This is a genomic window from Mesorhizobium sp. BH1-1-5 (assembly GCF_020165615.1).
GTDB lineage: Bacteria > Pseudomonadota > Alphaproteobacteria > Rhizobiales > Rhizobiaceae > Mesorhizobium.
This window is the reverse complement of record NZ_JAIUIM010000001.1, coordinates 67,573-80,175: the sequence shown is the minus strand read 5'-3', so window position 1 is coordinate 80,175 and position 12,603 is coordinate 67,573. Positions and strand designations below refer to the sequence as shown.

13 protein-coding genes are annotated in these 12,603 nt (G+C 64.4%); all 13 read right to left on the bottom strand.

Annotation, left to right across the window (positions count from 1 at the left end; all coding sequences use genetic code 11):
• Nucleotides 1–19: 19 nt before the first annotated feature.
• Entirely contained in the window at nt 20–730 is a 711-nt protein-coding gene (trmB, locus tag LB572_RS00385; RefSeq protein WP_224666573.1) for a tRNA (guanine(46)-N(7))-methyltransferase TrmB, read from the bottom strand.
• Complete coding sequence (gene metK / locus LB572_RS00380) at nt 727–1,992, bottom strand: methionine adenosyltransferase (RefSeq protein ID WP_140806029.1); 1,266 nt, start codon at nt 1,990–1,992, stop codon at nt 727–729. Before metK ends, trmB begins: the two co-directional genes overlap by 4 nt.
• Before the next feature lie 165 nt (nt 1,993–2,157).
• Nucleotides 2,158–2,580 carry a helix-turn-helix domain-containing protein gene (locus LB572_RS00375; protein WP_140806027.1) on the bottom strand — a complete coding sequence of 141 codons (423 nt, stop codon included), beginning with the start codon at nt 2,578–2,580 and terminating at the stop codon, nt 2,158–2,160.
• Nucleotides 2,581–2,720: 140 nt separating this feature from the next.
• Nucleotides 2,721–4,307 carry an apolipoprotein N-acyltransferase gene (gene lnt / locus LB572_RS00370; protein ID WP_224666233.1) on the bottom strand — a complete coding sequence of 529 codons (1,587 nt, stop codon included), beginning with the start codon at nt 4,305–4,307 and terminating at the stop codon, nt 2,721–2,723.
• 97 nt (nt 4,308–4,404) lie between these two features.
• A complete protein-coding gene (locus LB572_RS00365) occupies nt 4,405–4,875 on the bottom strand; it encodes a VOC family protein (protein ID WP_224666231.1) in 471 nt (156 codons plus the stop codon).
• 74 nt (nt 4,876–4,949) lie between these two features.
• Complete coding sequence (locus LB572_RS00360; RefSeq protein WP_224666230.1) at nt 4,950–6,026, bottom strand: hemolysin family protein; 1,077 nt, start codon at nt 6,024–6,026, stop codon at nt 4,950–4,952.
• A gap of 26 nt (nt 6,027–6,052) precedes the next feature.
• Nucleotides 6,053–6,550, bottom strand: coding sequence for an rRNA maturation RNase YbeY (gene ybeY / locus LB572_RS00355; RefSeq protein ID WP_224666229.1), 498 nt, complete (start codon nt 6,548–6,550; stop codon nt 6,053–6,055).
• An 11-nt stretch (nt 6,551–6,561) separates the two neighbouring features.
• Complete coding sequence (locus tag LB572_RS00350; protein ID WP_224666572.1) at nt 6,562–7,554, bottom strand: PhoH family protein; 993 nt, start codon at nt 7,552–7,554, stop codon at nt 6,562–6,564.
• An 84-nt stretch (nt 7,555–7,638) separates the two neighbouring features.
• Nucleotides 7,639–9,048 carry a tRNA (N6-isopentenyl adenosine(37)-C2)-methylthiotransferase MiaB gene (gene miaB / locus LB572_RS00345; protein WP_224666228.1) on the bottom strand — a complete coding sequence of 470 codons (1,410 nt, stop codon included), beginning with the start codon at nt 9,046–9,048 and terminating at the stop codon, nt 7,639–7,641.
• A 73-nt stretch (nt 9,049–9,121) separates the two neighbouring features.
• A complete protein-coding gene (locus tag LB572_RS00340; RefSeq protein ID WP_140806015.1) occupies nt 9,122–9,922 on the bottom strand; it encodes a lysophospholipid acyltransferase family protein in 801 nt (266 codons plus the stop codon).
• Between the two features lie 146 nt (nt 9,923–10,068).
• Complete coding sequence (gene rimI / locus LB572_RS00335; protein ID WP_224666227.1) at nt 10,069–10,563, bottom strand: ribosomal protein S18-alanine N-acetyltransferase; 495 nt, start codon at nt 10,561–10,563, stop codon at nt 10,069–10,071.
• On the bottom strand, nt 10,563–11,246 hold the full coding sequence (tsaB, locus tag LB572_RS00330) for a tRNA (adenosine(37)-N6)-threonylcarbamoyltransferase complex dimerization subunit type 1 TsaB (protein ID WP_224666226.1): 684 nt from the start codon (nt 11,244–11,246) through the stop codon (nt 10,563–10,565). The genes rimI and tsaB overlap by 1 nt, the downstream gene beginning before the upstream one ends.
• A gap of 241 nt (nt 11,247–11,487) precedes the next feature.
• A complete protein-coding gene (locus tag LB572_RS00325) occupies nt 11,488–12,603 on the bottom strand; it encodes a DUF1513 domain-containing protein (RefSeq protein ID WP_224666225.1) in 1,116 nt (371 codons plus the stop codon).

Sequence of the window (12,603 nt, the reverse complement as noted above, 5' to 3'; positions counted from 1 at the left end):
CAATACAACGTTCGCTCGGCTATTTCCGGATGAAGGTCAGATAGGCAGGCCGCCGTCCCTCGCGGATGGCCTTGGCCTCGTAGCGCGTGCCGGGCCAGCCCTCGTAGGGCTGGTGCCAGCCGGCAGCGTCTTCGGCCTGCCATTGGAAGGCGCTGTGGTCCCGGCAGGCAAGCAGCGTCCAGTTCACATAGCTGTCGATGTCGGAGGCGAAGCGGAACCTGCCGCCCGCCTTCAGCACCCGGGCAAAGCGGGCGAGATTGGCGGCGCCGACGAAGCGCCGTTTCCAGTGCTTCTTCTTGGGCCATGGATCGGGATAGAGCAGGTCGATGCCGTCGAGCGAGCCTGTCGGCAGCCAGTCGAGCAGGCGCGTGGCGTCGTCGTCATAGACTCTCAAATTGCCAAGCGGCGCCTTGCCGAGCGCCGTCATCATCTTGGCCATGCCGTTGACGAAGGGCTCGACGCCGATGAAGCCGGTTGCCGGAGATTCGGCGGCGCGGTGTAGAAGATGCTCGCCGCCGCCGAAGCCGATTTCCAGCTGCAGCGCCGAAACATCCGTCTTGAACAGGGTGCTTAGATCAGCCGGCGCTTGCGCCGTCAGGTCGAGCCGGTATTCGCGCAGGCCGCTTTCGAGGGCGACCGCCTGCTGCGGGCGTATGGTCTTGCCGTGCCGGCGACCGAAAAATCCTTCGGTCGCCCGGCTCGGCCTGTCTTTTGCGTCCGCTGGCGTCAGGCGGCGACGGCGTCCTTGAGCGCCTTGGCGAGATCGGTCTTTTCCCAGGAGAAGGAACCATCGCGACCGGCCTTGCGGCCGAAATGGCCGTAGGACGACGTCTTGGCGTAGATCGGCTTGTTGAGGTCGAGATGACGGCGGATGCCGGACGGCGACAGGTCCATCACCTTGCGCAGCGCGTCTTCGAGCTTCGATTCGTCGACCTTGCCGGTGCCGTGCAGGTCGACATAGACCGACAGCGGCTGGGCAACGCCGATGGCGTAGGAGAGCTGGATGGTGCAGCGGTCGGCAAGCTTGGCGGCCACCACATTCTTGGCAAGGTAGCGCGCCGCATAGGCCGCCGAACGGTCGACCTTGGTGGTATCCTTGCCGGAAAAGGCGCCGCCGCCATGCGGCGCCGCGCCGCCGTAAGTGTCGACGATGATCTTGCGGCCGGTAAGGCCAGCATCGCCGTCAGGCCCGCCAATGACGAACTTGCCGGTCGGGTTGATGTACCAGTTGCAATCCTCGGCGATCTTCAAGTCGCCAAGCGCCTCGCGGATGTAGGGCTCGACCACCTTGCGGACCTTCTTGGAGTCCCAGCTCGCATCGAGATGCTGGGTGGAGAGCACGATCTGCGTGACTTCCGCCGCCTTGCCGTCGGCGTAGCGCACGGTGACCTGGCTCTTGGCATCCGGGCCGAGCTTGCCGGCCTCGCCGTTGCCTTCATGGCGTGCGGCGGCCAGCAACTCGAGGATCTTGTGGCTGTAATAGATCGGCGCCGGCATCAGGTCGGGCGTCTCACGGCAGGCGTAGCCGAACATGATGCCCTGATCGCCCGCACCTTCCTCGCCCTGCCGGTCGGCGGCATTGTCGACGCCCTGGCCGATGTCGGGCGACTGGCCATGCAGCAGCACGTCGATCTTGGCGGTCCTCCAGTGGAAGCCGGACTGCTCGTAACCGATCTCGCGGATTGCCTTGCGGGCAACCGACTTGAACTTGGTCGGGTTGACCACAGGATGGCCGGACGCATCCTGAAGGACGTTGCCCGCCTTGTCCTTCTTCAAAAGCGTGTCGGGGACGCGGACCTCGCCGGCGATGACGACGCGATTGGTGGTGGCCAGCGTCTCGCAGGCAACGCGCACCTTCCACGGATCCATGCCCGTCTTCTTGGCTTCGCGATAGACCAGATCGACGATCTCGTCGGAGATACGGTCACAGACTTTGTCGGGATGACCCTCGGAGACGGATTCCGAGGTGAAGAGATAATTCTGCCGCGTCACGGGTGTCCCCTCTTGAAAAAAGATCGGCAGGCTGCCGATTTTGGCGCGCCACGTGTTAGCGGTGCCGGGCGCCGCTCGTCAAGCGGCGCGACGGATCTGGCATGAATGTAGGCAAGGCCGGCTATGCCACCGGCGGCGCGAAACCGCCGGCGGCATTAAGGCAAATCAATCGGCGCCGTCGGCGGAGAGCGCCTTCACCAGATCGATGATCCGGCGGCGTACCTTGACGTCGCTGATCTTGACGAAAGCCCGGTTGAGCTGAAGCCCTTCGGGACTGCCGCAGAATTCGATGGCGAAAGCCATCGAGGAGTCTTCGGCAAATCCTCGATTTCCGCCGACGGTCTCCTCGCTCGGGGCGTCCTCGAAGAAGAAGGCGACGGGAACGCTCAGGATGGAGGCGATCGCCTGCAGACGGCTGGCGCCAACCCTGTTCGTGCCCTTTTCGTACTTCTGGATCTGCTGAAAGGTGATGCCGAGATTTTCACCCAGCTTTTCCTGGCTCATTCCAAGCATATTGCGACGCAGCCGGATGCGACTCCCGACATGGATGTCGATCGGATTCGGCTTCTTCTTGTTCTCTTCTGTCATTTTTTCCTCGCCGAATTTTTCCGGCTTTTTCTATTTTGTTCCGCCCATATGAAGCCGGAGCCACCTGCCCCAACAGAACCCTCCAACCGACTTCGAGAAAATTTTAGGCGTTACAGTATGAGTTTCTAATGTGCCGACTGTCAATTCACCCGTAGCCGCTGCCTTACATTCAATGTGAAGGCAATCAGCGCAAACAGCAACATGATCAGCAATCCGTTAATGCGCCGCTGTTCGGCGGACAGGAGGGCGCGTCCAGAAACGGGCACATGCGCGTCGATGGCGCCGCGCGCGTCGACCGCAAGCGCATCGACAATGCGCCCGCGCGAATCGACGATGGCGGAGATGCCGTTGTTGGCCGCGCGCAGCAGCGGCAATCCATTCTCCACCGCACGAATCTGGGCCTGTCTGAAGTGCTGATACGGGCCCGGCGTGTCGCCAAACCAGGCGTCGTTGGTGACGTTCACAATTACGTCAGACGATGCAGAGTCGGTGGCGACGAGATCGGGAAAGATCACCTCGTAGCAGATGAACGGAGCGGCACGCAGGCCGCCCGGCACGCCGATCGGATGCCGCTCGTTGCCGGCGGCGAAATTCATCGGCCCGGCAACGAGTTGGCCTATGCCGAAGCGTTCGAAAAGATCGGCGAAGGGCAGATACTCGCCGAACGGCACCAGATGCACCTTGTCGACGGCGTCGACAATCTCGCCCTTGTCGTTGATCGCCACCACGGAATTGTAATAGCGGCTGCCGGCATTGGCCGATCCGCCCTCCTCGCGCACCACGCCGGCAATCAGCATCTGGCCGTCGGCCAGCATGTCGCCGAGCGCCGTCAGCGCGTCCGGACGCTCGGTGAAGAGGAACGGCACCGACGTCTCCGGCCACAGGATGAGCTGCGGTTTGGCGTGACCCTCTTCCGGCGCTTTCCCCGATATCCCCAGCAAGGTTGCGAAGATCCGGTCGCGCACCGAGGCGTCCCATTTCTCGCTGAGATCGACCGCGGGCTGGACGATGCGGACATCGATCGAGCGGGTCGGCTCGACCGTGGTGGCGAGCCTGAAATAGCCGAAGCCGACATGGGCGGCGACGAGGATGACGAACAGGGCGATACCCAGCCTCAGATGCCGGCGCGCGGCGACCAGCGCGGGCAGAGAAAACAGGAAGACAGCGAGCGCGTTCATGCCGATCATGCCGGTCACCGACACGCTCTGCATCAGGAGCGGCACAGGCATCGCGGCGTAGCCGACGGCGTTCCAGGGAAAGCCGGTGAAGAGGAAGTCGCGCAGCCATTCGGCAAGGCCGAACCCGAAGGCAAGGGCGGCGATGCGGCCGATATCGCTGCTCCAGAACAGCCGCGCCACCACGGTGGCAAAGCCATAGAAGAAGGCCAGTGCGAAGGGGATGCCGACAACGGCGAAGGGCAAGGCCCAGGCGAAGTTGTCGGCCTCGACCAGCAATGCCTGGCCGATCCACCAGAGGCCGGCGAGGAAATAGCCGAAACCGAACCACCAGCCGGTGGCGAAAGCCGGCCTCAGACGCCGGAACCAGCCATCGGAAGCCTCGCCGGTGGCGCCGTCGAGCAGCCAGACCAGGACCGGAAACGACACGAAGCAGACGGCGAAGAAATCGTAAGGCGCCTGGGCAAGCACCGCCAACGCTCCGGCGGCAAACGCCACCAGCGCCCGCCGCCACCCCCACAGCAGAATTATCCGGCCGGCAAAGCGCTGCATCCAGCTTCCCAAGTCGCACGAATCAGGGAGCCCAAGGTTTAACAGGGCGCGCCGCCCGATCCAAACGCGGATAAGCGGTGCCTGATACACGGTTTTGCTATCTGTGCCAGCCCTCGATGCGCAGGCCGCTCAGTCGCTCGGCCTCGTCCTTCGGAATCAGGCGCATGGTGCGGGTGAATGTCCAGACATGGCCTTCGGGGTCACGGGCGCGATATTGGCGCTCGCCATAGAAATGGTCCGTCGGCTCTTCCAGAATTTCCGCGCCCGCCATGCGTGCCGTGTTGCAATGAGCGTCGAGGTCTTGCTGCAGACGGATATACACCGATTGCGTATTCCTGCCGCCGACGGAGGCGGGACTGGCGACATGGTCGGCCCATTCGGAATCGACGATGATATAGCCGTCGCCGAAGCGCATTTCGGCATGCACAAGCCGACCCTCGGTGTCACTCACCAGCATGCTCGGCTCGAAGCCGAAAGCCACCTGCAGAAAGGCCAAAGCCGCGCGTGGATCCCGGTAGAAAACCCCCGAACCCAGGACCGCGTGCTTGAACGGATCGTCGATCGGCATTGGGCTCCAAGTTTTCTCTGCGCAATTCCGGACGGAAAACCGCTACGCAGTTTTCCTGGAATTGCCGCGGGATATCAGGCCTGTTCGGTGCGGGCCGCGCGGCGGCGCTGGCGCTCGCCCTTCTGGCTCTGCACGATGCGCACCCGCTTGACGCGGCGCGGGTCGGCGTCGAGCACATGGAACTCGAAGCCGGGAATGGCCTGCACGACTTCGCCCCTGGCCGGGACGCGGCCGAGCGTGTTGAAGATCATGCCGCCGATGGTGTCGACATATTCGCCATGCTCGCCGGCGGCGAAATCCTCGCCGATCATCTTGGCGACCTCGTCGATCTCGGCCTTGCCGTCGACGACGAAGACGCCGTCACCGGTCTGGGTGATCATCGGCTCGTCGTCGTCATGCTCGTCCTCGATGTCGCCGACCACCATCTCGACGATGTCTTCCAGCGAGGCGAGGCCGTCGGTGCCGCCATATTCGTCGATGACCAGCGCCATCTGCGTGCGCGTCGTCTGCATGCGGCCCATCAGGTCGGAGGCCAGCATCGAGGGCGGCACGAACAGCACCTCGCGGATCAGATTGAGATCGCCGATGGTGCGCGCGAGATCGACCTGCGCGAGGTCGAGCGCCGTCGTCACCGGCGCCTTCGCCCTGGCGCGGCCCTTCTTGACCCGGGCGAGTTTGGTGATGTGGGCGAGCACGTCGCGGATGTGGACCATGCCGCGCGGATCGTCGAGCGTCTCGGAATAGACCGGCATGCGCGAATGGCCGGACTGCTCGAAAAGGCCGAGCAGGTCGCCGAGCGTCGTGTTGATCTCGACCGCCTCGATATCGGCTCGCGGCACCATGACATCCTCGACCCGCACTTCGCGCAGGCGCAGAATGTTGTTGAGCATGGCGCGTTCGCCGGGCGAGAAGGATTCAGCATCGGTCGCCGTTTCGGCCAGCGCGCCGGCAATTTCCTCGCGCAAGCTGGTGCCGTTGCGGTGCCGGAACAGGCCGAGCACGCGGTCGAAGAGGGAAGGACCGGCATGCGTCGGCTCTGCGGCCGCGCTGCCGGCGGGAATACTCGGACTGGAGCCCTCTTCCGTCTTTTCGGAAGGCTTGGCAGCACTGCCGGCGTCCGGACGAGCGGCAGTTTCTGGTGTGTCGTTCATCGCCATCGGTCAATTGAGCTTTTTTGTTACGCGTAGGGATCGGGAATGGCAAGCCTCGCAAGCGCGGCGCGCTCGATCGCTTCCATCTCCTCCGCCTCGGCGTCGGTCTCGTGATCATGGCCCAAGAGATGCAGCAGGCCATGGACCACGAGATGGGTGATATGGTTCGCCAGCGGCTTGTCTTCCAGAGCGGCCTCGCGCGCCACGGTCTCGCGAGCCAGCACGATATCGCCCAGCATCGGCGGCAGCGGACCGCCCTTCGGGAAGGAAAAAGCCGGGAAAGACAGGACATTGGTGGGCTTGTCCTTGCCGCGCCATTCGGCATTGAGCGTCCGGATATGGGCATCGTCGGAAAAGACGACGCTGAGCTCCGAGGTGCCGCTCGTGCCGGTCTCGGCAAAGGCGACCGCAACGGCGCGATCGACGAGGCGCGCCAGTTCGGCTTCCACGGGCCAATCGCCGGCCTCGACGAAAATATCGATATCGACCGGCGTCTCGCCGCCAAATTCCGGATTTGGAGCCATTGAGCCTTTGATCAGCTTTCGGCGCCCAAGCCTCGCGCCAGCTTGCCGTCGCGGTCATAGGCCTTGACGATCTCTGCGACCAGCGAGTGGCGCACCACGTCGCCTTCGTTGAAGCGGACCGTGACGATGCCAGGCACGCCGTCGAGGATGCGCAGCGCCTCGACCAGCCCCGACTTGGTGTTGGGCGGCAGGTCGATCTGGGTCGGATCGCCGGTGACGATCATGCGGGAGTTCTCGCCGAGACGGGTCAAGAACATCTTCATCTGCATCGGCGTGGTGTTCTGCGCTTCGTCGAGGATCACCGCCGCATGGGCCAAAGTGCGGCCGCGCATGAAGGCCAGCGGCGCGATCTCGATCACTTCGGCGGCGATCGCCCGCTCGACCTTGTCGGCCGGCATCATGTCGTAAAGCGCGTCGTAAAGTGGCCGCAGATACGGATCGACCTTCTCCTTCATATCGCCAGGCAGGAAGCCCAGCCGCTCGCCGGCCTCGACGGCCGGGCGCGACAGGATGATGCGCTCGACCATGCCGCGCTCCAAGAGCATCGCGGCATGCGCCACCGCCAGATAGGTCTTGCCGGTGCCGGCGGGGCCGATGCCGAACACCATTTCGGAGCGCTCCAGCGCCCGCATATAGGCGTCCTGGTTGAGCGAGCGGGCATAGATCGTCTTCTTGCGCGTCGCGATCTGGGCGGCCGAGACCTTGCCCTTGCGCTCCATCGTCGGCAGCGTCAGCTGGTCGTCGGCGGCAATCGCCATGCGCACGGCGCCGTCGACGTCCGACTGGCCGATGTCGACGCCCTTCTGCAGGATGCCATAGAGCGTATCCAGCGCACGGCGCGCCTGTTCGGCCGCCGCCGCCGAGCCCTTGATCGTAAGCTGGTTGCCGCGCGAGCGGATGTCGACGCCGAGCTTCTGCTCGAGCCGGGCCAAATTCTCATCGAACTGACCGTAAAGGGCGCTGGCGAGCTTGTTGTTGTCGAAGGTCAGTACGATGTGCGCCATGTCGGAAGCCCCGGACGCCTGGTTCTGGGGCGGATTCTTCAGTTCGGCAGCGCTCAACCGTCTCTCCTCATCTGCCGAGGCCCATCAGGCCAGTTCGGCGAACAGGCTGTTGAAGCCCGTCTTCGTGATTCGCACGTCGATAATGTCACCGATTCCACCGGCCTTGTCGTCAACAATAACCGGCTGCAGCCAGGGCGAACGGCCAACTTTCTGGCCGGGCTGCCGGCCCGGCTTCTCGATCAGCATGCCGATTGTCCTGCCGACCAGACTCGAGCCGAAATCCTGCTGCTGCTTCAGGAGCAATGCCTGCAGGCGCTGCAGCCGCTCGTCCTTGACCGCTTCCGAGACATGGTCGTCCATTTCGGCGCCTGGCGTGCCCGGGCGCGGCGAATATTTGAACGAGAAGGCCGAGGCATAGTTCACCTCGCGCACCAGCTTCAGCGTCGCCTCGAAATCCTCGTCCGTCTCGCCGGGGAAGCCGACGATGAAGTCGCCGGACATGGCGATGTCGGTTCGGGCAGACCGGATGCGCTCGATGAGCGACAGATAATCGCGCGCCGTATGGCGGCGGTTCATCGCCTTGAGGATGCGGTCCGAGCCGGATTGCACCGGCAGATGCAGATAGGGCATCAAGGCAGGCAGGTCGCGATGCGCGGCGATCAACTCGTCGTCCATGTCGCGCGGATGGCTGGTGGTGTAGCGCAGCCGCGCCAGGCCGGGGATTTCCGCAAGCCGATACAGCAGGCGGCCGAGGCCCCATTCCTCGCCATTTTCGCCGACGCCGTGCCAGGCATTGACGTTCTGGCCGAGCAGCGTCACCTCGCGCACGCCGGCCTCGGCCAGGCGCTCGGCCTCGGCGACGATCTGCGCTACCGGCCGCGAGACCTCGGAGCCGCGCGTGTAAGGCACCACGCAGAAGGTGCAGAACTTGTCGCAGCCTTCCTGCACGGTGAGGAAGGCGGTGACGCCACGCCTGGCAAGCTCGGCGCGCTTGGGCTGCGGCAGATGCTCGAACTTGTCCTCGACGGCGTATTCGGTCTCGACGATCTTTTCGCCGCCGCGAACCCGCGCCAGCACGTCGGGCAGCCGGTGATAGGTCTGCGGGCCGATGACCAGATCGACCGCCGGTGAGCGCCTGATGATTTCGGCGCCTTCGGCCTGCGCCACGCAACCGGCAACACCGATCAGGAGCTCGCGGCCGGCCCCGGCGCGTTCGGCTTTCATATCGCGGATGCGGCCGAGCTCGGAATAGACCTTTTCCGCCGCCTTTTCGCGGATATGGCAGGTGTTGAGCAGCACGAGATCGGCGTCTTCGACGGCGTCGGTGGCGACATAGCCATCGGCGGCCAGCGCATCGGTCATGCGCTGGGAATCATAGACGTTCATCTGGCAGCCATAGGTCTTGACGAAGACCTTTTTCACTGTCCGGTCAGGGCCGGCCGAGTGCTCGGCGGCGGTGCCGATGTCGTGGCTTTCAATCGTATTCAATTCCATCGGGCGGCTTCTAGCGCCTTTCCGTGACAAAAAACAGACGATTCTGCCTTGTGGCGCGTCGTGCGGCCCGGACTCACCGGCTCTTGGCCGGCTCGGCGAGGATGGCCTGCATCATCTCGCGCACCTTGGCTTCCATCAGCCTTGCCGTCTCCTTGCGGTTCGAACCCTTGGAGAACGGCACCGGCTCGCCGAAATACACCTCCGCATCGATCGCCCCTTCGGCAAGCAAAGTTTTGAGATGCGGCATCAGATCCTGGTCGCCGATCCAGGCGGTAATCGGCCGATGGCGGCGGCCCATGGGCATGCCGTGCAGGCGCGTATAGGCGATCGCCACGGGCTGGATGAAGACCTGTTCCGCCGCGCCTTCCGAAATCGCCATGGAGGCCGCGCCGAACAGCGTGCTCTTGAACGGCAGCACGAGGTTGCCGTCGCCGGTCGAGCCCTCGGCGAACAGCACCATGGCGTCGCCTTTCGCCATCCTCTTGGCGATCTCGCTTGCCTGGTCGCCTGAGGTGCGCTTGCGCTCGCGTTCGATGAAGACTGTGCGCTGCAGCTTGGACAGCATGCCGATCAGCGGCCAGCCCTCCAGGTCGGCCCTGGCGATGAATTTCACGTCGACGAAGGAGCCGAGCACCATGATGTCGGTCCAGGAAATGTGGTTGGCCGCCACCAGAAGCGGGCGATCCTTGGCCAGTGCGCCCTTCACATGCACCCGCATGCCCAGCGCCCGCAGGATCATGCTGTGCCAGATTTTCAGGATGAACGTTTCGGGCCACAACCCCGTCTTCATCGACAGCATCTGCAGCGGCACCAGCACCAGAGAACAGACGACGACATAGAAGAGCGCCAGGAAAATCCGCAATTTCTTGATCATTCGCTCCGGCCCTAGATCAGGATGACGTTTCGTTGAATCGTCTCCTGATCTAACTCTTTGTGGGGCACGATCTTTTCCGAACCGGAGGTCAGCGCAGCAAAAACCGGTTTCCACTTTTCGGGATCATGCCCTGTCGCGCGGACTGGCTAGCGAAGATCGCGGCGCATGACAAGCGCGCCGGTCGGGCCGTGCTCGGTCGAGCGATAATAGTTCGGCCGATGACCGACCTGGCGAAAGCCGAGCCTGCGGTAAAGCGCGATCGCCGGCGCATTGGTCTCGTCGACCTCGAGGAAGAGCGCCTCGGCGCGCTGCGCATGAAGCTCGCGCAGCACCGCGTCCATCAATTGCCAGCCAAGGCCCTGGCGGCGATGCGTGCGGGCGACGGCCACGGTCAGGATCTCGCCCTCGCCAGCCGTGAGCCGCGCCAGCACGAAGCCGACCGGCGGCTTGGAGCCCTGGCCGGTTTCCCGCGCCGCATAGCCGAACACGGTGTCCTGTTCGAGAAGTGCTGCGAACTCGCCATCGGTCCAGGGCCGCACGAAATCCTCGCGATGCAGCACCGAAACGGCGCTGCTGTCGGCAACTGTCAGCGGTTCCAAGGCATAGTCCCTGCGGCGCGGCTGAAAGAACGGTATGCGCATCAGTTTCCCTTGTCCTGCCTTGGCAGAATGAAACCCGCCTGCGGCTTGGCGTCGGCGCCGCGCAGATAGAGCGGCTTCGGCTTCTCGCCCGGCCCCTTGGCCGAGGCCAGCCTGGCATAGGTCGCGATGTCGGCCGTGGCGGCAACCGGACCGGTGTCGAAGGCGCGACCCACCGCCTGGGCAATCTGCGGCGCGGCTGTCCCCGCCAGGACCGCTTCGGCGTTGATGGCCATGGCCGTTGCCTCGGAAAGCGTGGTCACTGAAGGTCCGTAAGTTTCAGCTAACGCTTTGTCATAGAGCGCCGCGTGGATTTCCTCGCGGCCGGCATCGAGCGCGGCAAGCACCGCCCGCTCGGGAAAAGTTGCCGCACCTTCCGCCGCCAGGGCCTCCAGCGTCGTCACGCCGATGGCCGGGATTTTCAGCGCCAGCGCCAGGCCGCGGGCGGTCGACACGCCGACGCGCAGGCCGGTGAAGGAGCCGGGTCCGATCGAGACGGCGACGGCGTCGAGGCCCGGATAGCCGATGCCGCCAGCTTGCAGGGCCGCCTCGATGACGGCCATCAGATGCTCGGCATGCCCCTTGCCGAGGTCGCGCACCTCACGGCCAAGTTCCTTCTCCGCGTCCGTGTCATAGACGCAGGCGGCGCAGAGATTGGCGGCACAGTCGATGGCAAGCACCTTCATGCAAGCAGCTTCATAGGGGCAGCTTCATATGGCCGGTTAAAGAACTGGATCGAAACACAATTCCCTCTGCCCGGCATAGGCCGCCGCCGCAAGGGCCAGGGCGGAGAAATGTTAAGCGGCTTTGCTTCTAGAGCGTTTCACCGTTTCACGGAAACGGCGAGCCGCTCTATCTCTTTGTTTTGGCGCAATTCCGGACGGAAAACCGCTCACACTTTTCCTGGAATTGCTCTAGGCGCGGCGATCACGCCGTCGCGACGATGCGCAGCATGTGGTTGTCCCAGACATAGTCCGGCTCGGAACGGGTGGCGCCGGCGCCGCCGACGATCTCGCCGGCGCCGGTCGTCGCCATGAAGCCCGCGCCATCGGGCGCAAGGCCGCAAACCTCGATCAGCGACTGGGTCGCGACCACGCGTCCGCTGGCGGCGTCGAGGACGGCCAGCGAATTGCCCTCCGGCGAAGTGACGGCGACCGTGCCGGTGCCGGCATTGGCGGCGACCGATCCGATGTAGTTGCGGAATCTGGAGAGCACGTCCTGCGGCATCTCCAGAAGTTCGAGCTCCTTGCCACGCGCGGCGCGGCCGACCAATGCCGGGCGGTCGGTCCCGGGTCCTCGATACTGGCACCCGAACCAGACCGTTCCTGCCCGGTCCAGGTCCATGTGGCGGATCGACAGCTGATGCAGCGCCGGCGGCAATTCATGCTTTTCAATCAGGTCGCCGGTGACGCGGTCGACCAGCGTGTAGGACGGCTTCATCGTCGCGATGTTGAGCTCGGCGCGGCCATAGTCGGGATGGGTTTCGATGCCGCCATTGGCGATGGCTAAAGTGCGGCCGTCGCCGAGCAGGAGGAGCTCATGCGGGCCCATGCCGTAGGTCGGGAATTCGCCGATGCGATTGAATTTGGCCCGCGCGTCATAGACACCCACGACACCTGCGGCATTGTCGAAGTCGTTCTCGGTCGCATAGAGCAGGGCGCCGCCGGGCGAGAACACGCCATGGCCGAAGAAATGCCGGCCGGCGATGCTGGCGATGGTCAAGGGCTTGTCGCGGCCGGCATGGTCGAAGACGACAGCGAAAGTGCCGGGCTGGCGGGCAAAGACCACCGAGCGCTTCGACACCGGATCGAAAGTGACGTCATGGCCGCGATCGGGCAGATCGACCGTGTGCAGGATTTTCCCCGCCTCGGAGAGCACGGCGGCGCCGAACCCGCCGTCGCGCTTGACGAAGGCCGTGGCAAAGACGGCGTCCGCGGCAAGCGTGTCGGCCCAGGCGCGCGGCGCCATGGCGGCTGCGAAGCCCGCGCCCGCTGCCCGCAGGAAATCGCGGCGGTCGATGAGCCTTGTGCCTGTCCAGGCCAT

Bases quoted from the DNA above. Each gene is read 5' to 3' on its own strand.
- rimI (WP_224666227.1), bottom strand. From the start codon at position 10,563: ATGCGCATACCGTTCTTTCAGCCGCGCCGCAGGGACTATGCCTTGGAA.
- LB572_RS00350 (WP_224666572.1), bottom strand. From the start codon at position 7,554: ATGGCGCACATCGTACTGACCTTCGACAACAACAAGCTCGCCAGCGCC.
- tsaB (WP_224666226.1), bottom strand. From the start codon at position 11,246: ATGAAGGTGCTTGCCATCGACTGTGCCGCCAATCTCTGCGCCGCCTGC.
- LB572_RS00360 (WP_224666230.1), bottom strand. From the start codon at position 6,026: ATGAACGACACACCAGAAACTGCCGCTCGTCCGGACGCCGGCAGTGCT.
- LB572_RS00340 (WP_140806015.1), bottom strand. From the start codon at position 9,922: ATGATCAAGAAATTGCGGATTTTCCTGGCGCTCTTCTATGTCGTCGTC.
- miaB (WP_224666228.1), bottom strand. From the start codon at position 9,048: ATGGAATTGAATACGATTGAAAGCCACGACATCGGCACCGCCGCCGAG.
- LB572_RS00375 (WP_140806027.1), bottom strand. From the start codon at position 2,580: ATGACAGAAGAGAACAAGAAGAAGCCGAATCCGATCGACATCCATGTC.
- ybeY (WP_224666229.1), bottom strand. From the start codon at position 6,550: ATGGCTCCAAATCCGGAATTTGGCGGCGAGACGCCGGTCGATATCGAT.
- LB572_RS00325 (WP_224666225.1), bottom strand. From the start codon at position 12,603: ATGGCCTGGACAGGCACAAGGCTCATCGACCGCCGCGATTTCCTGCGG.
- lnt (WP_224666233.1), bottom strand. From the start codon at position 4,307: ATGCAGCGCTTTGCCGGCCGGATAATTCTGCTGTGGGGGTGGCGGCGG.
- LB572_RS00365 (WP_224666231.1), bottom strand. From the start codon at position 4,875: ATGCCGATCGACGATCCGTTCAAGCACGCGGTCCTGGGTTCGGGGGTT.